Consider the following 19,419-nt stretch of genomic DNA (forward strand, 5'->3'; position numbering starts at 1 on the left):
GAGCGCCGCCCTGTCACGGCGGAGGTCGAGAGTTCGAGTCTCTTCTGGGTCGTTTCTCTTATGGTTTTATTCATAAGAGAGAACAATTTTATAGTTGCCGCAGTGGCGGAACAGGCAGACGCCCGGGACTTAAAATCCCGTGGGTAGTGATACCCGTACCGGTTCGATTCCGGTCTGCGGCATTTCGAAATGACTCAATTCAAAGATTTGAGTCATTTTTTGTGTGCGCTTTGCGGCGCAGTCTCTAATGGGTGAAAGACCCTAATCCCCTGGCAGTGGGAAGGATACAGCCAAGCTAGGATATACATCCATGCCTGACTATTATCTAGTAGTTTGCGAAAACTAAGGAACCGCCTGGTACCAAACGGTATGCTGGGTGGTGTGAGAGGTCGGCTAATTAATTAATGATTAGCCTCCTACTCGATATTATGAAAAGAGAGGAAGGTTAAGATGGGATATACCGACGAAAAGGATTATATAATGCGAATGATCAAAGAAATGGCGAGAGTGTTGTTTTCTTTAGCATTTGGGAAGACTTTTACCGCTGTGGAACTTGAGAATGAAGATCAGCTTAGAGTGTCAGGAAAGTCTTTGAGAGAATGGTATGATATGGTTGATCGGGGCGAGATTAATGAGGCGGAAAACCTTCTTTTAGATGAGATTCACTATGAGGTAAGAGAGGATGTTATGGCAGCGGCGCTCTTCTACCAATATGTAAGTGAAAAAGAGGAGAATTTTTTGCAGGAACACCGATATTCAAAGGAAGAAGTTCTTTTCGGAATGGAAGATTTAATGAAAAAATCGGGATATCAGGACCTTTTGAATCTATTGGAAAGAGAATAAGTAAGAAAAGCAGCTGAGAAGAAATTTGAAAAGGATTAGGAATAAACATTAAAAATAAATAAAAAAACAGTTGACAAATTATTTTTTAGTGATATACTTTGAAAGTCAAAATATTTAAGACTCAAATAAAATATGACGGAGAAGAAAAATGATAGGAAAAGTTTGTGGAACGGGATCGTATTTACCGAATCGAATCGTGAGCAACACTGAGCTTTCACAGCTTGTGGATACGTCGGACGAATGGATACGAGAACGAACCGGAATCAGGTGCAGACATATAGCGGTGAAGGAAACGACATCTGATATGGCATCGAAAGCGGCAAAGAAGGCGGTGAGCAACGGAGGAATAGATCCAGGAGAAATTGAATTGATTTTAGTTGCGACTTCTTCACCGGATGTGATCTACCCGTCTGTTGCATGTGTCGTTCAAAAGAACATCCGTGCAGAAAATGCGTTGGCGTTTGATATCAACGGAGCATGTTCTGGGTTTATGGTTGCTTTTAACACTGCGCAGGCGTACATTCGTGCAGGAGTCTTTAAAACAATTCTTGTGATCGGTGCGGAGAGCATGAGCCGTCTTGTAGACTGGCGAGATCGAAGTACATGCGTATTGTTTGGAGATGGCGCAGGCGCAGTTCTTATCAGGGCAGAAGAAGGAGAGGCGTACTGGCAGGCGGGACATTCTGACGGAATGAAAGATTTTGTTCTGACATTGAATTCAAAAGATCAGTTTGAAGAACAGACTGAAAGTTCGCCGGGAGGCCTATCAGCTAAGTCTGGGATTTGTATGGATGGACAAGAGGTGTTTAAGTTTGCGGTGAGAAAAGTACCGGAATTGATCAATGAACTTTTGGAAAAGTCAGGATTAGAAACGGAGAAGATCGCTCTTTTTATTTTGCATCAGGCGAATGAAAGAATCGTAAAGGCTGTGGCGAAGAAGATGAAGGTTGATGAGAATCGTTTTCCGACAAATATGGAAAATTATGCAAATACTTCAGCGGCGTCAATTCCCATTTTGTTAGATGAATTAAACAGAGAGGGAAAACTGAAAGAAGGACAAACGATTTTGCTTGCCGGATTTGGCGCAGGGCTGACATGGGCAGGATGTATTTTGGAATGGTGAATCGCTTAAATTGTGAGAATTAAACTGAAGATTTTGTGCAATTAAAAGGAAAAGAAAAAATAAGAGAAAAGAAGCAATAAGAGAAAAAAGAAAAGGAAAAGAGAAAGGAAGAACATATCATGACAGAGAGAATGAAAGAAATCGTAGCAGAGGCATTAAACGTAGAAATCGAAACTTTAAAGGACGATACATCATTTAAAGAAGATTTGGGAGCAGATTCACTTGATCTTTTTGAATTAGTAATGGCATTTGAGGAAGAGTTTGGAGTAGAAATTCCAACGGAAGATTTGGAGAAGATCACAACGATCAAAGACGCGGCTGCGTATATGGAAGCACACAAAGAATAAAGAGAAAAATACGAAAACAGGACAAAAAGACACGGAATCAAAGAGAGTTTAGAAGAAAGGCATTAAAATGAAAACAGAAATAACGGAGCTTTTGGGAATTGAATATCCGATCATTCAAGGTGGAATGGCATGGGTTGCAGAGTATCATCTGGCAGCCGCAGTATCCGAAGCAGGCGGTTTGGGAATTATCGGAGCGGCAAGCGCGCCGCCGGAATGGGTGAGAGATCAGATCCAAAAGGCGAAGGAACTGACAGATAAGCCCTTTGGAGTAAATATTATGCTGATGAGTCCGTATGCAGATGAGATTGCTCAGGTCATTGTGGAAGAAGAGGTAAAAGTTGTTACAACCGGAGCAGGTTCTCCTGAAAAGTATATGAAGATGTGGAAAGAAGCAGGAGTGAAAGTAATTCCGGTTGTTGCATCTGTCGCACTTGCAAAGAGGATGGAACGATGCCATGCTGATGCAGTTGTAGCTGAGGGTACGGAGGCAGGAGGACATATCGGTGAAGCAACGACAATGACGCTTGTTCCGCAGATCGTTGATGTGGTAAATATTCCGGTGATCGCAGCAGGAGGAATCGCAGACGGGCGAGGGATTGCGGCTGCGTTTATGCTTGGAGCAAAAGGGGTTCAGATGGGGACTGTTTTTATTGTAACTGAGGAATGTCAAGTTCATGAAAATTATAAAGATGAGATTATCAGGGCAAGAGATATTGATTCAAAAGTTACCGGCAGAGCATGCGGACATCCGGTACGGACGCTTCGAAATCAGATGACGAAATTGTATTTGCAAAAAGAAAAAGAAGGGGCTTCGTTTGAAGAACTGGAAACATTGACTTTGGGAGGTTTGAAAAAAGCGGTTGTTGAAGGAGATGTAAAAAACGGAAGTGTGATGGCAGGACAGTCTGCCGGACTTGTCAAAGAAAAGTTATCTTGTAAGGTGTTGGTGAAAAAACTGGCAGAAGAAACTGAAAGAAGAATCAAAGGAAGTGTCTTTTATGAGTAAAACAGCATTTATTTTCCCGGGACAAGGTTCGCAGACGGCGGGAATGGGAAAAGATTTTTATGAAAACAGCAAGACTGCAAAAAAAGTTTTTGATATGGCATCGGATTTATTATCGCTTGACATGAGAAAACTGTGTTTTGAGAAAAACGATCTTTTGGATCAGACAGAATATACACAGGCGGCTCTTGTGACAGTCGGGATGGCAGCGGAACAGGTGCTTCGAGAGTGGGGCGTGGCAGCAGATGTGACGGCAGGACTGAGTTTGGGAGAGTATTGCGCGGCTGCTTCAGCGGGAGCACTCTCGTTGGAAGATGCGGTAATGACAGTGAGAAAGCGTGGGATTTATATGGAAGAAGCCGTTCCGGCAAACAAAGGCGCGATGGCGGCGGTGATCGGACTTACAGGAGAACAGATCGAGAATGTTTTGGAACAGCTTTCGAATGTGTGGATCGCAAATTATAATTGCCCGGGACAACTGGTGATCACAGGTGAAAAAGAAGCAGTAAGACAAGCTGGGGAGAAGCTAAAAGAAGCGGGAGCAAAAAGAGTTCTTCCGTTGAATGTCAGCGGACCGTTTCATTCTCCTATGATGGAAACGGCAGGAAAGAAACTGGAACAGGTTTTGGCAGGTGTTACGATAAGCGATCCGTTTATTCCGTATGTATCGAATGTAACGGCAGCTTATGTGGAAAATGCGGAAGAGATCAAAAATCTTTTCGTGCGTCAGGTTTCGTCGTCAGTGAGATGGCAGCAAAGTGTGGAAACGATGATCGCTGCCGGAACAGATACTTTTATCGAGATCGGACCGGGAAAAACATTGTGCGGATTTTTGCGAAGAATTGACAAAACTGTGAGATGTCTGAATGTAAGTACATGGGAAGATGCAAAAAAAGCTGCAGAGTTGTTCGGCTGATACAGGGGAAAAGAGAAAAGGACAGAGCGGACTGGAAAAAGGAAGCACAACGAAGAGAAGAACAGGGAGAAATAGAGAGAAAGAGAACAATAGGATCAGAACGGGAAGAAAGGACGGGGAGCGAAAGGACAATGATGTTAGAAGGTAAAATTGCAGTTGTTACAGGAGCATCACGGGGAATCGGCAAAGCAATCGCGCTGCAGCTGGCAGAGGAGGGCGCGGTTGTAATTATTAATTATAACAGATCAGAAGAAGAGGCAGAAAAAGTTGCACAGCAGATACAAGCCGCAGGCGGAAAGGTAAAGCTGATTCAATGTAATGTAGCTTCCTTTGAATCATGCGGACAGATGTTTGAAACGATCATGGAAGAGTTCGGAAGGGTTGATATTCTTGTGAATAATGCAGGAGTTACAAAAGACGGTCTTTTGATGAAGATGTCAGAAGCAGATTTCAATGCGGTTGTTGATACGAATCTGAAGGGAGCCTTTCATTGTATGAGATTTGTTTCAAGATCAATGATACGTCAAAGAAGCGGACGGATCATTAACATTTCTTCTGTCTCGGGACTGCTTGGAAATGCGGGACAGGCAAATTATGCAGCATCTAAGGCAGGCGTGATCGGATTGACAAAATCTGCGGCGAGGGAGCTTGCAGGAAGAGGGATTACGGTAAATGCAGTGGCACCCGGATTTATCAATACGGAGATGACATCGGTTCTTTCGGAAAAAGTGAAAGAAAAAGCCGTTTCTCAGATCCCGATGGAGCGTTTCGGCGAGGCGGAAGATGTTGCCTGTACTGTTGCGTTTCTTGCATCAGATCAGGCAGGATACATAACAGGTCAGGTACTTTGTGTAGATGGCGGTATGGCGATGTGATTGTGTTGTGCCGTTAAAATAAGGAGGAAACATGAAGAGAAGAGTTGTTGTAACCGGTCTTGGAGCGGTCACTCCGATCGGAAATACAGTGGAAGTTTTTTGGAATGAGATTAAGAAAGGAACGGTCGGAATTGGGCCGATTACGAGGTTTGATGTTTCGGATTATAAGGTAAAGATTGCCGCGGAAGTGAAAGATTTTCATGCTCGGGAACGTCTTGATTTTAAATCGGCAAAGCGAATGGAACTGTTTGCTCAATATGCGGCAGCCGCGGCAAAAGAGGCATTTGAAGATGCTGGAATTGATATGAGCAGAGAAGATCCTTACAGAGCGGGAGTGATCGTTGGTTCTGGAGTGGGAAGTCTGAAATGTGTGGAAGATAATTATGAAACAATCCTGAAGAAAGGTCCAAGCAGGGTGAATCCGCTGATGGTTCCGCTCATGATCTCCAATATGGCGGCAGGAAACATTTCAATTCAGCTTGGATTCCGTGGAAAATGTACGAATGTGGCGACGGCATGTGCCTCGGGCTCTCATTGTATTGGGGATGCTTTTCGGGCGATCCAGTATGCGGATGCAGATATTATGATTGCAGGGGGAGCTGAAAGTGCAGTCTCGCCGACAGGACTGGCAGGATTTACGGCGCTGACGGCGTTGTCGAAAGCAGAAGATCCGATGTGTGCTTCCCGTCCGTTTGATAAGGACAGAGACGGATTTGTTTTGGGAGAAGGTGCAGGAATCGTTGTTTTGGAAGAACTGGAACATGCAAAGGCAAGAGGTGCGAAAATTTATGCAGAGCTTGTAGGATACGGGGCGACAGCGGATGCATGGCATATTACGTCTCCGGCAGAGGATGGGGAAGGAGCCGCCATGGCAATGAAACTTGCCATGAAGGAAGCGGATGTTTGCCCTGATCAGATTGATTATATTAACGCACACGGAACGAGTACGCATCATAATGATCTGTTTGAGACAAGAGCAATACGAAGCGCCTTCGGCAGCGCGGCAGATCAGGTTGTCGTCAATTCAACGAAATCAATGATTGGGCATCTTCTGGGCGCAGCAGGAGGCGTTGAATTTATTGTGTGTGTGAAAAGTATTTTAGATGGATATATTCATCAGACAATGGGGACAAAAAATGTCGATCAGGAATGTGATCTGAATTATGCTGTAGGATCCCCGATTGAGAAAGACGTAAATTATGTGCTTACAAATTCACTTGGATTCGGAGGTCATAATGCATCTCTTCTCGTAAAAAAATATGAAGACGAAGGCAGGGTGTGAAAATGAAAACAGAACAGATCCTTCAGTTAGTAGAAGCTGTGTCGGGATTCGGATTAGATGAATTTGAATATGAAGAAGACGGTGTGAAACTGAAGTTGAAAAAAGGCGGGAACGTTTGCACAGCCGGAACAGAGCCGTTGTATACAGAACTGCAAAAGACCGGACAAAACGGAGACTGCGAGAAAGTCCTGCCGGAAGGAGAGGTGGTGAAAGCGCCGCTTGTAGGCGTTTTCTATGCTTCCCCTGAAGAAGGCGGCGCTCCTTTTGTACAGGTTGGAGACAAGGTTGAGAAAGGAACCGTTTTGGGGATCGTAGAGGCAATGAAGCTTATGAATGAGATCGAAAGCGATTTTGACGGGATTGTAGAGGAAGTGCTTGTGGAAAATGGCGCGGCGGTGGAATACGGACAGCCTCTTTTTGTAATCAGACAGAAATAAAAATGAAAAACGGTGGATGCAGAAAGCAAAAACGAAAACAGCAGGAGACAGAGTATGGAAAAGGAAAGAGAAGAAAAGAAGAGCTTGAATATAGAGCAGATCCAACAGATCATTCCGCACAGACACCCGTTTTGTCTGATCGACAGAATAGAAGACTATGAACCGGGAAAATTTGCCGTCGGGTATAAGGCGGTGACTTATACAGAGGATTTTTTTAAGGGTCATTTTCCGAATAAGCCGGTTATGCCAGGGGTGCTTATTGTAGAAGCGCTTGCTCAAACCGGCGCGGTGGCAATTTTAAGTATGCCGGAAAATAAAGGAAAGATTGCATTTTTCGGCGGAATACAAAAATGTCGCTTTAAAGGAATGGTTGTTCCGGGAGATGTGTTGAAACTGGAGACAAAGATTATCAAGATAAAAGGACCTGTAGGAATCGGGGAAGCGGTCGCCAGTGTGAATGGGAAAGTAGTAGTAAGCGCGGAATTGACCTTTATGGCAGGAGAATAGTGTTATGATCGAAAAAATATTGATTGCGAATCGCGGTGAGATCGCGGTTCGGATCATTCGGGCATGCAGAGAGATGGGAATTGAAACGGTAGCTGTTTATTCGGAGGCAGATCAGGAAGCGCTTCATACGCAGCTTGCAGACGAGGCGGTCTGTATCGGTCCGGCTCCGGCGTCAGAAAGCTATCTGAATATGCAGAATTTAATTAGCGCGGCGCTTGTTTCAGGCGCGGACGCGATTCATCCGGGATTTGGATTTCTGTCTGAAAATGCAAAATTTGCAGAATTGTGCGAGCAATGCGAGATTACTTTTATCGGTCCTGATTCCAAAGTGATCGGCAAGATGGGCAATAAGACAGAAGCAAGAGCAACGATGGAAGCAGCAGGTGTTCCGGTTATCCGCGGTACAAACGGACCTGTGGCAGATGCAGAGCAGGGAAAAAAAGAAGCAGAACGTATCGGATATCCGGTTATTATTAAAGCTGCCTTGGGAGGCGGCGGAAAAGGAATGCGTACGGCACAAAACGCGGAAGAATTCGAAAGTTGTTTTATGACGGCAAGAAAAGAAGCGGAAAAAGCATTCGGGGACGGAACAATGTATATCGAGCATTTCGTAGAACACCCTCGTCATATTGAGTTTCAGATTCTTGCAGACTCCTATGGAAATATTGTGCATCTCGGAGAGCGGGATTGTTCGATTCAAAGGAATCATCAGAAGATGATCGAGGAAAGTCCATGCGCTGCATTATCCGAAGAACTTCGCGGCAAAATGGGAAAGATGGCGGTAAAAGCAGCGAAGGCTGCCGGCTATACAAATGCAGGAACCGTAGAATTTCTGTTGGAACAGGACGGTTCGTTTTATTTTATGGAGATGAACACAAGGATACAGGTAGAACATCCGGTGACGGAGTGCGTGACAGGAATCGATCTGATCAAAGAGCAGATACGGATTGCTGACGGGGGGAAACTGCCCTTCCGACAGGGGGAAATCGAAATGAAAGGGCATGCCATTGAATGCCGGATCAATGCGGAAATTCCGGAACGCAATTTCATGCCGTCAGCGGGGAGGATTACAGATCTGCATTTGCCGGGAGGAAACGGAATCCGTGTAGATACGGCTGTTTATAGTGGATGCGAGGTATTGCCGTACTATGATTCGATGCTGGCCAAGCTGATCGTCCATGGAAAGGACCGAAAAGAGGCGGTAGATAAGATGCGAAGCGCTTTGGGAGAAGTTATTATAGAAGGAATCGGTACGAATGTTGATTATCAGTACCAGATTGCAGAAAATGAAGAGTTTGTATCAGGAAACATTAATGTAGATTTTATTCGGAGGCTGAATGGTGAAACTGCATAACATGTTTAAAAAGACAGGCGGAAAAGATCACGGAATATCGAAAAATGCAAAAATAAGAAATGTTCCGGAAGGACTGCTGAAAAAATGTAATAAGTGCGGCGCGGCGATTTTGGCAGAGGACGCCGTAGAGAATCATTATATATGTCCCAAGTGTCACGGATATTTCAGGATGCATGCAAAACGTAGGATCGAGCTGATCGCAGACCGTGGAACATTTGAAGAATGGGATGAAAAGATGCCGTTTAAAAATCCATTGCAATTTGGCGGCTATGAAGAGAAAGTCAGAAAGTTAAGAGAGCAGACAGGACTGGATGAGGCGGTTGTGACCGGAAAGGCATTGGTGAAAGGAAATCCGGCTGTACTTGGCGTGTGTGATGGACGTTTTATGATGGCAAGTATGGGGGAAATAGTCGGGGAGAAGATTACCCGTGCGGTAGAACGCGCCACGGAAGAAAATCTGCCGGTTATTTTGTTTGCATGTTCCGGAGGGGCAAGGATGCAGGAAGGGATCATCTCTTTGATGCAGATGGCAAAAACTTCGGCGGCATTGAAACGGCACAGCGAGAAAGGACTTTTATATATCAGTGTACTGACCGATCCGACGACCGGAGGCGTGACGGCAAGTTTTGCAATGCTGGGAGATATTATTTTGGCAGAGCCAAAGGCTCTGATTGGATTTGCCGGACCAAGAGTGATTGAGCAGACGATCGGCAAGAAACTGCCGAAAGGATTTCAGAGGTCAGAGTTCCTTTTGGAACATGGGTTTATTGACCGAATTGTAGAACGGGATGAGATGAAGGATGTCTTGGCGCGCATTTTACAGGTGCATAATCAGACATCGGATATTTCTCTGAGTGAAGACAAGGAAAACGAGTCGGGAAAAAGTGCGGATAATTTCGGGCGAAGCGGAGAGTCGATCCAAAAGGCACAGGAGAACAACCGTATAAGTCCATGGGAGAGAGTTCTTTTGTCCAGAAGGGCAGACCGTCCGACAGGAGCGGATTATATCAATGCGTTGTTTTCTGATTTTATGGAGTTTCATGGAGATCGTTTCTTGAGAGACGATCCGGCGGTAATGGGTGGAATCGCGATGTTTGGAAATACTCCGGTGACGATGATCGCTCAGGTTAAGGGGAAGACAACGAAAGAAAATGTACAGCGTAATTTTGGTATGATGTCTCCGGAAGGTTATCGAAAAACATTGCGATTAATCCGGCAGGCGGAGAAGTTCAGGCGTCCGGTCATTTGTATTGTAGATACGCCTGGGGCATTTTGCGGACCGGAAGCGGAGGAACACGGACAAGGAGAAGCGATCGCTTCAAATCTGTATGAGCTTTCTTCCATGAAAGTTCCTATTGTTTCGATTTTGGTCGGAGAAGGCGGAAGCGGAGGCGCCCTTGCTTTGGCTGTGGCAGATGAAGTGTGGATTTTGGAAAATGCGGTTTATTCGATTCTTTCACCGGAAGGGTTCGCAAGCATACTTTGGAAGGACAGCAGCCGGGCAAATGAGGCGGCGGAAGTAATGAAACTGACGGCGGATGATTTGAAACAGCTTGGAATCGTTGAGCATGTGATCAGAGAGCCGAAAGTACTGACAGTTCAGACTATGGCAGGTGTGAGTGAAGAATTAAAAAACAAGCTTGAAAAATTTATAAAAAAATATGGATCGATGGGGCAAAAACAACTGTTGGATCATCGATATGACAGATTTCGGAAAATGTAAAAAACACTTCTTTTCCGAAGGAGGGGTGTGCTATAATGTACGCGGACGCCAAACAGCAGACGGGTAAAAACGGCTGTGGAATACAATATTTGGAAAAGGAGGAGATCCGATGGATGCGTACAAGACTATTAATGACACGCTTGTCAATCTGTTTAATGAAATATGGGAATTAGAAAAAGAAGCGATCATAACAGAAGAATTTAAAGATATTACGAATAATGATATGCATATTATCGAAGCAATCGGATTATCCGGAGAAAGTACGATGTCCGCTGTGGCAAAAAAACTTAAAATTACTGCCGGATCGCTTACTACTGCGGTCAATGCGCTTGTGAGAAAATCATATGTGAAGCGGGAAAGAAGCGAAGAAGACCGAAGAGTCGTTTATATTGCACTTACAGAAAAAGGGGAGAGAGCGTACCATCATCACGAGCAGTTTCATCGGCAGATGACAAATGCTGTGATCGAGAAGCTGGATGATGAAGAGATCACAGTTCTTGTGAAAATGCTGAAAGATATTTCCTCATTTTTCAGAAGTTATCAGGCATAAAGGTATGATAGAATAGAAAAGGAAATCTGATAAGGCAGGGTAAGTGGCATGGATGAGTTTATTTTCATTTTGGAATTGATCGGAACAGTGGCGTTTGCCTCTTCAGGGGCAATGATCGGCATTGAGAAGAAGATGGACATTTTCGGAGTAAATGTGTTAGGAGCGACGACGGCTGTAGGCGGTGGGATTATGCGGGATATTATACTTGGTCTTACACCGCCCGGAGCGTTCTCCCATCCGATTTATGTTCTTATATCTGTGGTGACATCGACACTTCTTTTTGTAATCGCGTATGCAAGACCGACCGCGTTTGAGTCGAGACTTAAGACGGAGTATTATGATAAGCTGATGTTTTGGTGTGACACGGCGGGGCTTGGGATTTTTACTGTAGTAGGAGTGCAGGCAGCAGTGCGGTCTGTCGGAGGAGAAAATGCATTTTTTCTTGTATTTATCGGAGCATTAACAGGGGTTGGAGGCGGAGTGCTGCGTGATATTATGGCAGGGGAGACTCCCTATATATTAGTAAAACATATTTATGCATGCGCGGCGATTGCAGGCGGTATTGTCTGTGTCGCAGGAAGGACTTTGCTGGGGGAAGCCTATGGTACGGTTTTCGGGTTGACAGTAACGGTTCTGCTTCGATTTTTAGCGGCTCATTTTCGGTGGAATCTGATGCGGGTATCTTGAATTTTCGAGAGTCGTATAGAAAGAGATTATAGCAAGAATGATAAAAATTTGACGTTTTCTGAAAAATGAGGTACAATCCCCTATGAAACTTTTTGATTTGGGTTGAATAAGTGATACTGAATAGAGTAGAGAACAGTATCGGAAATACTTGGTTGTATTATTTTAGGAGGGAACAAGTATGGCAGCAAAGAAAACAACTTCGACATCAAGGGCAGCGGCTAAAATAGTAAATGCGATTAAAGCAGAGTCGACAAAAGCGGCAAAAAGCGTAAGCGCAGAACCGGCTAAAACAGCTGTTAAGACAGTAAAGGAAGAAGCGAAAGCAGAAGAAAAAACAGTAGCAAAAGCAGAGACAAAGACTTCTGTAAAGGCAGAAGAAAAAGCGGAAGCGAAAGCTCCTGTAAAAGCAGAGACAAAAGCAGAAGTGAAAGCAGAAGCTCCTGCAAAAGCAGAGCCGGTAAAGACAGAAGCGGCAAAAGCAATCGAGACAAAGAAAGATACAACAAAAAAACTCGAGACGAAAGCTGCAGTTTTAGTAGATGCACCTAAGACAGAAGAGACGGCTGCGAAAGAGAAGGAAACGGTTAAGAAGACAACAAAAGCTCCTGCAAAAGCAGAGAAGAAAGCGCCTGTGAAAAAGGCGGCAGCTAAGAAGACAGAACCAAAGACGGAAATGTTCCTTCAGTTTGCAGGAAAAGAATATACAGAAAAAGAAATTTTTGATAAAATCAAACATGTTTGGTCAAAAGTTTTGAAAAATAAAGTCGGTGATATGAAAGATGTGAAAATCTATCTGAAGCCGGAAGAGTTTGCAGCTTATTATGTGATCAACGGAGACACAACAGGTAAGATCGACCTGTAAAAAGCTGATACCCTCTCTGCGTTGGGAATGTCCCGGCAGGGAGGTTTTTTGCATTATCGGAATTGTTTTCAGAGAGAGGTATTTTGTTTCTGTAATGGGAAAAAGGAAAGGAATAATATGGACAAGAAAGAAACGATGAAAGGCGGAGCAGTCATCGGAAGAGCAGAACAGAAAAAACGACTTGAACAGCAGATCCGTTTTATAGTCGAAGTGGATAAAGTGAAAAATATTTTCCGGCAGACATATCTTGCAGATGCCAACCGCAAAGAAAATGATGCAGAACATTCATGGCATCTTGCATTATCGGCGGTTCTTTTAAAAGAGCATATGGATGCTCCCGTGGATCTGATGAAAGTGATCGTTATGGTATTGATCCACGATCTTGTGGAGATTGACGCAGGCGATACTTATGCATATGATTCTGAAGGCGCTAAGTCTAAAAGAGAGAGGGAACTCAAAGCGGCAGAGCGTATTTTCGGTATTCTTCCGAAAGATCAGGGAACGTATTTCAGAAGTCTGTGGGATGAGTTTGAAGACTACAGTACAGATGATGCGAAATTTGCACATTTGCTTGATAATTTTCAGCCCCTTTTGCTCAACGATGCATCCGATGGAAAGAGTTGGGCAGAACACGGGGTGGCTAAATCACAAGTTTGCAGGAGAAATGAGAAGATCCCTGAAACGTCGGACATCATATGGGAAAAAATGCTTGAGATCATGGACAAACATGTGGAGAAAGGAAATTTGTCAAATGTATGAGAAAGAAATAGAACAACTGCAAAAGATGATCGATCAAAGCAGCAGGATTGTGTTTTTTGGAGGCGCGGGTGTCTCGACGGAAAGCGGGATACCGGATTTTCGAAGTGCAGACGGAATTTACAGTCAGAAGGGGAGGTTTTCACCGGAGCAGATCGTAAGCCATACGTTTTTTATGCGCCATACGAAAGATTTTTATGAGTTTTATAAAGAGAAAATGATGATCCTTGACGCAAAGCCAAATGCGGCGCATTTGAAATTGGCAGAAATGGAAAATGCAGGAAAACTTACGGCAGTTGTCACGCAGAATATAGACGGACTGCATCAGGCAGCAGGAAGCAGACGGGTGTATGAACTGCATGGAAGTATCCACAGAAACTATTGTATGAACTGTGGGAAATTCTATGACGCCGCATATGTTAAAAACAGCGAAGGCATTCCGAAGTGTTCCTGCGGAGGTGTTGTAAAACCGGATGTTGTTCTGTATGAAGAAGGATTAGATCCGCAGACGATTCAGGATGCTGTGGAAACGATCGCATCTGCGGATATGCTTCTCATTGGAGGAACTTCACTTGTCGTGTATCCGGCAGCCGGGTTTATTGATTATTTCAGAGGAAAACATCTTGCTGTTATTAATAAGTCAGAGACAGCAAAAAATATCCGATCAGAACTGATGATTTCAGCTCCGATCGGAGAAATATTAAGCCGGATAACCGTGTGATCAGTCAGCCTGCCAGCGGCCGGAAGCGCCGCAGGGCAGGACAAGTCCGGATTCCGTTACAGGAAGTCCGATCTCTTGAGAGTCAACATGACCGTTCCAAGGTTTTAATTCCGTTGCGATCATGTAGGTAAGAACGGCAGGGGCAAGTCCTGTTGTGTAAGAATTAACGAGGAAAAACAGGGCGTCTTTGGACAGGATCTTTGTGCAAAGCTTAATAAGCGGATGGATCATGTCTTCGATCTTCCATATCTCCCCTTTCGGACCGCGTCCATAAGACGGCGGATCCATGATGATTGCATCGTAAGTATTGCCCCGGCGGATTTCACGTTCGACAAATTTTACACAATCGTCTACAAGCCAGCGGATCGGCGCATCTTTTAAACCCGAAGAAACGGCATTTTCCTTCGCCCAGCCAACCATGCCTTTTGAGGCGTCTACATGGGTGACTTGTGCGCCTGCCGCAGCCGCCGCAAGAGTTGCGCCTCCAGTGTAGGCGAACAGATTCAGAACTTTTACCGGACGTCCGGCATTTCGGATCTTTTCCGAAAACCAATCCCAGTTTGTCGCCTGCTCTGGGAAAAGTCCGGTATGTTTGAAACTAAATGGCTTCAAATTAAATGTAAGAGAGCCGTAATGGATCTGCCACTGCTGAGGCAGGCTGAAGAACTCCCATTCTCCGCCGCCTTTTTTGCTGCGGTGGTAATGACCGTTCATATGTTTCCATCCTTTATGCGTCTTCTTTGTGTCCCAAATGACCTGCGGGTCAGGCCGTACGAGAAGGTATTCTCCCCAACGTTCTAACTTCTCTCCGTTAGAACAATCTATGACTTCATAATCTTTCCAGTTATCTGCAATCCACATAATAAAATCCTCTTTCTCTTTGTACTGTGTGCGAAATATAGTTACAGTTTACCACAAGCGTGTGCGTCAGGAAAGCATAAAACCATCTAAATTTTGTCAATGAAATATAAATAGATCCATGATACAATATAGAATAAGAAATTAAATTTTTAGGGAGATGATTAAAATGAAAATTACAGTAGATGCAATGGGGGATCACTGCCCGATTCCTGTAGTGAAAACAAAGAAGGCGCTTGGAGAATTAAACGGATCGGGACAGATCGAAGTGCTTGTCGATAATGAGACTGCAATGAAAAATGTGATGAAAATGGCAAAAAGCAGCGGCGCTTCGGCAGAAGCAAAGCAGATCAGCGAGCAGGAATACAAAGTTATGATTACGGTAGAAGAGAAGAATGTCGGCGGAAAAGGCCAGACCCAGACGGACGGCGAGATAAAAGCAGCAGGTGAAGGGGATCGAAATCCGGTGGCTGACAAGGATGAAATGGCAGCAGAAAATGGAAAAAACAGCGGCTCTCAGGGAAGGAACCGGGCGCAGTCGGCATCTGTGGGATGTGCGACATGTATCGGAACGGTTGTTGCGGTTTCTTCTGACAAAATGGGAAGCGGAAATGATGAGCTGGGCGCAGTTTTAATGAAGAGTTTCTTTTTTGCAGAGACGCAGCTTGATACGCTTCCGGATAAAATCCTCTTTTATAACGGAGGAGCAAAACTTACGGTGGAAGGATCAGATTGCTTAGAAGATATTAAACTTTTGGAAAAAGAAGGAGTGGAAATACTGACATGCGGCACATGTCTTGATTTTTACGGATTAAAGGAGAAATTGGCAGTCGGAACTGTAACAAATATGTATACGATTGCAGAGATTCTTCAAAACGCAGTCAGCATCGTTTCTCCGTAATGCCAGCAGACAGATATAAGGAAAAATGATTCGATATATGTGTGAAGAGAGCAAAGTCAAAAAGCATAATCGGATGGATAAAAGTGCATAGACAGCGTTGTAAGAATTCGATAGAATATAAAATGATCCGATGGAAGACAGCATATTTTGTCCCGGAATGCAGTCTTTTTGATTCGGGTGAGTATATATGGGGAAAAGAAAAACAAAAACAGACATCCACATATGAGGAGGAGAAAAAGGAACAGATGAAAAAGACAAAAAAACTGGTAATGTCATTGCTGCTCGTTTTTTGCAGTGTCGTTACTTTGATCTCTCCGTTTGTTGTAAATGCGGCAGCAGATGATTTTGAGATCATCGACGACACAGACGCACGCTTTGTATATTCAAGCGGCAATGCAAACAACGGCGGCTGGGAATCTTCAGGATCAGGAGACGCTTCGGTTACAGAACACTGGAGCAACACAGAAGGAGCTACATTAGACATTACATTTAACGGAACAAAACTGGAGCTTTATGGTAAAAAAGCGGCGAATCACGCGATGTTCAGTGTGAGCATTGACGGAGGCGAGGCTGTAGAGTGCGACTCTTATGCTGCAGCAACAGAATCGGAGGCAAAATTATTTGAAAGTGAAACGCTTGCTGCCGGAGATCATACAGCACATATTACAGTATTAGGAAAAAGAAATGAAGCTTCTACAGGGACAGGAAGCGTTTATGGCGTACAGTTTGTTTATGCAAAAGCATTTGAGGCAGAAGTTGTTGAGCCGGAATTTCCGGGATATACAGAGGTTGACGACGCTGTTTTTACAACAAATCATGAGCCGTTCAAGATCCAGTACGAACCGCAGGGCGCATGGACGGCAGGAAGCGGAAACGGTGATTTGTTCTATAACGGGACAGAGCATTACAGCGCAAAAGGCGTTGATGTATCTTATGAGATGATTTTTACAGGAACAGGCGTAGAGATTTACGCCAGTAAGAATACCGTTCATATGAACTGCGATGTTTATATCGATGATATGAAGGCTGGGGAACTTGCTGCATTGAATAACGGTGCGGTGCACAAGCAGAAATTGTTTGAGAAAAAAGATCTTGAAAATACAGAGCATACGCTTCGTGTTGTTCCGAAAAAGGAAGAAAGTATTGATGGAAAAGTGATACAGCTTGACAAGATTGTTGTTTTCCACGATGAGATCACTGTGCCGGATTCTATCGTATTGAATCAGACAGAGCTGACAATGACACCGGGGGCTACAGCAGAGCTTACGGCGTCTGTAACTCCGTGGAACGCAAATGCGAAGCTTGTATGGACAAGCAGCGATAGCAGCGTTGTAGAAGTGAATAACGGCAAGCTGACTGCGAAAGATGTAGAGGCGAAAAAGACGGTTACGATCACAGCAGCAAGCGCAGAAGACGACAGCGTTTTGGCAGAAGCTAAGATTACAGTCGATCCGGCGCTGGCATTTATGAACGCATATATAGGAAATGAAAAGCTTTTGGAGACAGAGCTTGATTATGACAAGCTGAAAGCAGGAAGTGGAAGCGTTTATAACGGAACAGTCTGGCTTAATGATGAACTGAATTCTAAAATTGTCGTAACGACAGAAAAAGACGTTCATAATGTTCAGATTACAGCAAGCGATTTCAAGAATGAAAAGGGACAGGTTTTATCAAAAGACAGTATTGATATTAAATGGCTCAAAGAAGTTGCGGCGAAAGAAGGACGTAACGCGCAGGGACAGACAAAAAATTATCCGGATGTGATCTACAAAGGCGGTAAAAAAGATATCGATGCACAAGACGTACAGTTCGCCTGGGTAAATATTGCCGTTCCGAGAGATACAGCGGCAGGAGATTATACAGGTACGATTACAGTTTCAGCAGACGAATTAGATAAGCCCTTCGAGCTTAAGTACAACATCGAAGTGCTGAACCTTGTACAGCCGGCACCTGAGGCAACAGAACTTCAAGTATGGCAGCATCCGTTTTCAGTTGCAAACTATTACTTAGGTTTAGGTGAAAAACCGTCAGGCGGCATCACAAATGAAGTGCGGGAAGAGTTTTATTTTACAGAAAAACATTTTAATTTGATGAGAGACTCGATCAAAGATTATGTTTCGATCGGAGGGCATGACGCAGTTGCCAATATCGTAGAAGAGGCATGGAACCATCAGTCATATTATAACGATCTTTCAATGGTAAAATGGACGAAGAAAACAGACGGAACATGGGAATTTGATTATGAATGGTATGACGCGTGGATCAACTTCATGATCGAGTGCGGAGTTTTAGATCCGGCAAACGGAATCGGACAGATTAAGTGCTACAGTATCGTTCCGTGGAACAATCAGATTGCTTACTACGATGAAGCTCAGGATAAAGTGGTAAAAGAATCACATAATCCGGGAACTGCTGCGTGGAAAGCAATGTGGGAACCGTTCTTAAGAGATTTTATGAAACATTCCAAAGAAATGGGATGGTTTGAGATTACTTATATTTCAATGGACGAAAGAGGACTCGACCAGCTTGAACCGGCTGTTGAGATGATTGAATCAGTGAAAGATGAAGAAGGAAATCACTTTAAGATTTCTTCGGCGTTGAATTATGCCGCACCGGAATATTATGAGTTCACAGACCGCATTGATGATATTTCGATCAACTTGGGAAATACAGGAAACGTCCAGCAGATGAACGATCTGTCAGATCACCGCAGAGAACTAGGTCTGACGACAACGATGTACACATGTACGGGAGATTATCCGAGTAACTTTATGATCAGCGATCCGGGAGATAACTACTGGGATATCTGGTACACGATGACATTAGGAACAGACGGCTATATGCGCTGGGCATGGGATAACTATGTATACGATATGCACGGTGATGCAACGTACCGTTACTGGGAACCGGGCGACGGATGGTTTATTTATCCGATAGAAAGAGAAGCGGTAGGAGAGGACTTCAACGCTTCCTTCTACAGCACACCGCGTTATGAACTGTTTAAACAGGGAATCCGTGACGTAGCAAAGGCAAAATATCTGTTGAACAGCGAGAACGCAACAGCAGAAGAAAAAACAAATTTGACAGATGTTGTAGAGCATTTGGCAAAACCGCAGAAGGGGACATATCAAGGTTCTGCAGTAGCAGCAACTGAAAAAGACCGTATGCTCGTTCACTCCGAGACAGACCGCGCTTTAGATGCGACAAACGCGCTGGCAAGAAAAGTTGCTAAGCGTGAGAACCCGGAGCCGGAAAAAGCAGATAAAACAGAACTCAACGCAGCGATTAAAGAGGCAGAAGCTTTGAAGAAAGAGGATTACACAGCAGAGAGCTGGAATGCATTTGAGGCGGCATTGGATGCGGCAAAAGAAACAGCAGCTGATGAAGATGCAACTCAGACAGAAGTAAATAACGCATTAAACGCACTGAATACAGCAGCTGATAAACTTGTGAAGGCTGCAGCTCCTAATCCTAATCCGCAGCCGGCGCAGCCGGTTCAACCGCAGCCGGAGCAGCCGGTTCAGCCACAGCCGGAGCAGCCAAGATCAGATAAGACGACTCCTCAGACAGGAGATCAGACAACCGCAGCGCTGCTGCTCGTATGCGCAGTCCTTTCGGGAGCAGGCATGTTTCTTGTATATCGGAAACGGAGCATAGGCTGTTAAAAGAATTGA

General features: G+C 44.4%; 19 protein-coding genes and 1 tRNA gene. 19 read left to right on the top strand and 1 reads right to left on the bottom strand.

From position 1 onward, the window contains the following. Positions 1-96: 96 nt before the first annotated feature. The 17 genes from RCH61_RS01675 to RCH61_RS01755 all read left to right on the top strand — a co-directional run bounded on the left by RCH61_RS01675 (position 97) and on the right by RCH61_RS01755 (position 13,986). Positions 97-182 (top strand) — tRNA-Leu (locus RCH61_RS01675). Positions 183-450: 268 nt separating this feature from the next. Further along, positions 451-843 carry a DUF6483 family protein gene (locus RCH61_RS01680; RefSeq protein WP_306479705.1) on the top strand — a complete coding sequence of 131 codons (393 nt, stop codon included), beginning with the start codon at positions 451-453 and terminating at the stop codon, positions 841-843. Positions 844-991: 148 nt separating this feature from the next. Then, positions 992-1,966 carry a beta-ketoacyl-ACP synthase III gene (locus tag RCH61_RS01685; protein WP_306479706.1) on the top strand — a complete coding sequence of 325 codons (975 nt, stop codon included), beginning with the start codon at positions 992-994 and terminating at the stop codon, positions 1,964-1,966. Between the two features lie 119 nt (positions 1,967-2,085). Beyond that, complete coding sequence (locus tag RCH61_RS01690; protein WP_178007631.1) at positions 2,086-2,313, top strand: acyl carrier protein; 228 nt, start codon at positions 2,086-2,088, stop codon at positions 2,311-2,313. A 67-nt stretch (positions 2,314-2,380) separates the two neighbouring features. Further along, the gene (gene fabK, locus RCH61_RS01695) at positions 2,381-3,319 is read left to right on the top strand and encodes an enoyl-[acyl-carrier-protein] reductase FabK (protein WP_306479707.1); all 939 of its coding nucleotides are present in this window, start codon (positions 2,381-2,383) and stop codon (positions 3,317-3,319) included. Further along, on the top strand, positions 3,312-4,232 hold the full coding sequence (gene fabD, locus RCH61_RS01700) for an ACP S-malonyltransferase (RefSeq protein WP_306479708.1): 921 nt from the start codon (positions 3,312-3,314) through the stop codon (positions 4,230-4,232). Before fabK ends, fabD begins: the two co-directional genes overlap by 8 nt. A gap of 134 nt (positions 4,233-4,366) precedes the next feature. After that, a complete protein-coding gene (fabG, locus tag RCH61_RS01705) occupies positions 4,367-5,107 on the top strand; it encodes a 3-oxoacyl-[acyl-carrier-protein] reductase (RefSeq protein WP_306479798.1) in 741 nt (246 codons plus the stop codon). Positions 5,108-5,138: 31 nt separating this feature from the next. Continuing rightward, the gene (gene fabF / locus RCH61_RS01710; protein ID WP_306479709.1) at positions 5,139-6,389 is read left to right on the top strand and encodes a beta-ketoacyl-ACP synthase II; all 1,251 of its coding nucleotides are present in this window, start codon (positions 5,139-5,141) and stop codon (positions 6,387-6,389) included. Positions 6,390-6,391: 2 nt separating this feature from the next. Beyond that, positions 6,392-6,826 (top strand): acetyl-CoA carboxylase biotin carboxyl carrier protein, encoded by a 435-nt coding sequence (locus RCH61_RS01715; protein ID WP_306479710.1) that lies wholly within the window; start codon positions 6,392-6,394, stop codon positions 6,824-6,826. Between the two features lie 54 nt (positions 6,827-6,880). Beyond that, complete coding sequence (gene fabZ, locus RCH61_RS01720) at positions 6,881-7,333, top strand: 3-hydroxyacyl-ACP dehydratase FabZ (protein ID WP_306479711.1); 453 nt, start codon at positions 6,881-6,883, stop codon at positions 7,331-7,333. Positions 7,334-7,337: 4 nt separating this feature from the next. Continuing rightward, positions 7,338-8,687, top strand: coding sequence for an acetyl-CoA carboxylase biotin carboxylase subunit (locus RCH61_RS01725; protein ID WP_306479712.1), 1,350 nt, complete (start codon positions 7,338-7,340; stop codon positions 8,685-8,687). Continuing rightward, positions 8,674-10,410: an acetyl-CoA carboxylase, carboxyltransferase subunit beta gene (accD, locus tag RCH61_RS01730; protein ID WP_306479799.1), complete on the top strand. Its 1,737-nt coding sequence runs from the start codon at positions 8,674-8,676 to the stop codon at positions 10,408-10,410. The genes RCH61_RS01725 and accD overlap by 14 nt, the downstream gene beginning before the upstream one ends. A 109-nt stretch (positions 10,411-10,519) precedes the next feature. Further along, complete coding sequence (locus tag RCH61_RS01735) at positions 10,520-10,960, top strand: MarR family winged helix-turn-helix transcriptional regulator (RefSeq protein WP_306479713.1); 441 nt, start codon at positions 10,520-10,522, stop codon at positions 10,958-10,960. A gap of 48 nt (positions 10,961-11,008) precedes the next feature. Beyond that, on the top strand, positions 11,009-11,647 hold the full coding sequence (locus RCH61_RS01740) for a trimeric intracellular cation channel family protein (RefSeq protein WP_306479714.1): 639 nt from the start codon (positions 11,009-11,011) through the stop codon (positions 11,645-11,647). Positions 11,648-11,825: 178 nt separating this feature from the next. Beyond that, entirely contained in the window at positions 11,826-12,509 is a 684-nt protein-coding gene (locus RCH61_RS01745; RefSeq protein ID WP_306479715.1) for a DUF6465 family protein, read from the top strand. Positions 12,510-12,626: 117 nt separating this feature from the next. Further along, on the top strand, positions 12,627-13,268 hold the full coding sequence (locus RCH61_RS01750) for an HD domain-containing protein (RefSeq protein WP_306479716.1): 642 nt from the start codon (positions 12,627-12,629) through the stop codon (positions 13,266-13,268). Continuing rightward, entirely contained in the window at positions 13,261-13,986 is a 726-nt protein-coding gene (locus tag RCH61_RS01755; protein WP_306479717.1) for an NAD-dependent protein deacylase, read from the top strand. The genes RCH61_RS01750 and RCH61_RS01755 overlap by 8 nt, the downstream gene beginning before the upstream one ends. Here RCH61_RS01755 and RCH61_RS01760 read toward each other — a convergent pair whose 3' ends face one another. Next, positions 13,987-14,847 carry a class I SAM-dependent methyltransferase gene (locus tag RCH61_RS01760; RefSeq protein WP_306479718.1) on the bottom strand — a complete coding sequence of 287 codons (861 nt, stop codon included), beginning with the start codon at positions 14,845-14,847 and terminating at the stop codon, positions 13,987-13,989. 166 nt (positions 14,848-15,013) lie between these two features. On the opposite strand from RCH61_RS01760, the gene yedF reads away from it, so the two are divergent. Continuing rightward, positions 15,014-15,745, top strand: coding sequence for a sulfurtransferase-like selenium metabolism protein YedF (gene yedF / locus RCH61_RS01765; protein ID WP_306479719.1), 732 nt, complete (start codon positions 15,014-15,016; stop codon positions 15,743-15,745). A 245-nt stretch (positions 15,746-15,990) separates the two neighbouring features. Next, the gene (locus RCH61_RS01770; protein WP_306479720.1) at positions 15,991-19,410 is read left to right on the top strand and encodes a glycoside hydrolase domain-containing protein; all 3,420 of its coding nucleotides are present in this window, start codon (positions 15,991-15,993) and stop codon (positions 19,408-19,410) included. The last annotated feature ends 9 nt before the right edge of the window (positions 19,411-19,419 follow it).

Origin of the sequence: Mediterraneibacter sp. (genome assembly GCF_030825015.1) — a bacterium.
Classification (GTDB): Bacteria; Bacillota; Clostridia; order Lachnospirales; family Lachnospiraceae; genus Mediterraneibacter.